Here is a 2,027-nt window from a genome sequence, read left to right as displayed (position 1 = left end):
ACATTCAAATACGGTGGTATCTGACGATTTTAAGGCTATAACGGGAATGCAGATTTAGACAAAGGGGTTATATTATCAAGCATTTTGTGTGTGCGTACAGTTGTTTCGGAGAAATATCATACGGAGGTGATGAGGGTTAAGTTCTTCCTGTATATGCCACCCGATTCACTCGGCACTGGGTGGGGGCAAAAGAAAGACCTTAAGGGTTGCCGCCCTTAAGGTCTTCAGATTAGCTATTCTATTAATAAGACCTCGAATCTCTTTTTAATCTCATCCAATGAATTAGCAAGAAACAAATCCTTATTTGTAAAACCTAAATAATAATCGTAATCTTCCTCATCAATAGAAGAATAATATTCCTGATGAAATAACACAGTAGAATATTGTTCAAATATTGCCCCCTTCTTAATAACAATACATCTAAATAAGTTATCAATTTTGATTGCTTGAATTATATCTTCTTTTTGTAATACCGAAAACCATATGATTTTCGGCGGTGTTTGATTGGGTTCATCCCAATGTGGTGGAGTTTCACTCCATGGTAATACCCATTCAGAATTCTCAAAAACACATCTCTTCCAGATAAAATCCTGTGTACTTGCGTCAAATAACTCCATATTCCTTTCATAAAAGGAAAACAATAATATCGAATCATTTACGGTGAGTAAACTTAACAAGTCTGCAATTTGTTCTGTTGACATATTGTGCTTAATCACACCATAAGTTCTTTTAAGATTTATTTCCAAATTCATCATCCTATTCATTTGAAATAATAATGTTGCGATGCGGTTAGACGAACGTGACATATCTCAACGCCAGTTAGCCGCAATGGTCAATATGCGTCCGGGTACGATTAATGCTCTATGTAGAGAAACAACCGACAGAATCTACATCAGCACCTTGGAGCAGATTTGCAACGTATTGGATATTCATATCCATGAACTGATTGTCATGGAGGATGACTAGCCTTACTATGCGACAGGGACTTTGCTGATTACGCCGCCCAAAATGGCACATGGAATGGTTATTGCTTCTTGCCATTGTTCCACCGCTACCGTATTGAAGTCAAGAACAGTACGTTTGCTCATCTCTGCTTTTATCTGACTCCGATAATAGTAAGTCACGTCCTTCTGCTCCAGTTCACCACGCATCATGCCTTGAACCTGCCGCAACAACTTTGGCTTTACTTGTTCAAGTTCAGTTGCATGGGCGCATAGATATAACCTACCGAACTCAGGTGAATGCTGAACAAGCTTGTCCATCGGTATCTTGTCATCCGGCTTATACACGATTTCAAACCTCGTTAATTCTCCTTCAATGGCTATTCCTCGCCTTTGTAACAGTTCCAACCTTTTGTCATACACCCTGCAATATCCGGCAACTTGCCGTTGATAACGCTCGTTTGAGTAATACGTTCCCTTTCTTTTCTTCATGTTCCGCCCAGTCAACGACAGAACGAACAGTTCAGATAAAGACAATGGGATGTCAAAAGCCACCTCGGAACGAACATGCATAATGTCTGTCGCGTGATTCCCAATCTCAGAAATCCACGAACGAAAGTGAATGAGCGATTCCGGCGGACATTCTAGCCGAAGCGTATGCTTCCTTGCCATTTTTGCATAGACGAGCTGATAAGAAAGATGCACCCAATATCTGCCTTCCCTCACTCTTACATGATACTTAAATCCTCTATCTTTCACGTAGAATGCGGCATTGCAGTAATGACATAGTCTTTGACGAAGTGGATTAAAGAACGTCCACTGTACATTCATAAAATCCACAACAATACGGTCTATTGATACTTTCACGCCTTCCATGTTCAGCCCCCATCGGAAATTTTTAATGAATTTCCGTCTATAATTAGAGGGCAAGGCGGCTAGCCTGAACGTTACCTTACCTGTATATGTAAACTGGTCGTCACCAAATTGCTTTTGCACAGTAACTATCGGAGTAAATGGACAAATCGTTGCAGATGAAAATCCTCGAATTTCCTTACCCTCGCTATAGTGGTCGAGTTCTCTCATTGC

General features: G+C 40.4%; 3 protein-coding genes. 1 reads left to right on the top strand and 2 read right to left on the bottom strand.

Annotated features, from left to right (window positions below; genetic code table 11):
• Positions 1-233: 233 nt before the first annotated feature.
• Positions 234-752, bottom strand: coding sequence for a hypothetical protein (locus AC6B99_RS33245; protein ID WP_494863505.1), 519 nt, complete (start codon positions 750-752; stop codon positions 234-236).
• A gap of 31 nt (positions 753-783) precedes the next feature.
• Here AC6B99_RS33245 and AC6B99_RS33240 point away from each other — a divergent pair, with 31 nt between their 5' ends.
• Positions 784-966 (top strand): helix-turn-helix domain-containing protein, encoded by a 183-nt coding sequence (locus AC6B99_RS33240; RefSeq protein ID WP_494862976.1) that lies wholly within the window; start codon positions 784-786, stop codon positions 964-966.
• Positions 967-971: 5 nt separating this feature from the next.
• Here AC6B99_RS33240 and AC6B99_RS33235 read toward each other — a convergent pair.
• On the bottom strand, positions 972-2,027 hold a 1,056-nt coding region (locus tag AC6B99_RS33235), incomplete at its 5' end, for a hypothetical protein (protein ID WP_496665168.1).

This window comes from Paenibacillus liaoningensis, from assembly GCF_059609455.1.
Note: the sequence above shows the minus strand (reverse complement) of the source record. Positions and strands in the feature narration are given on the sequence as shown.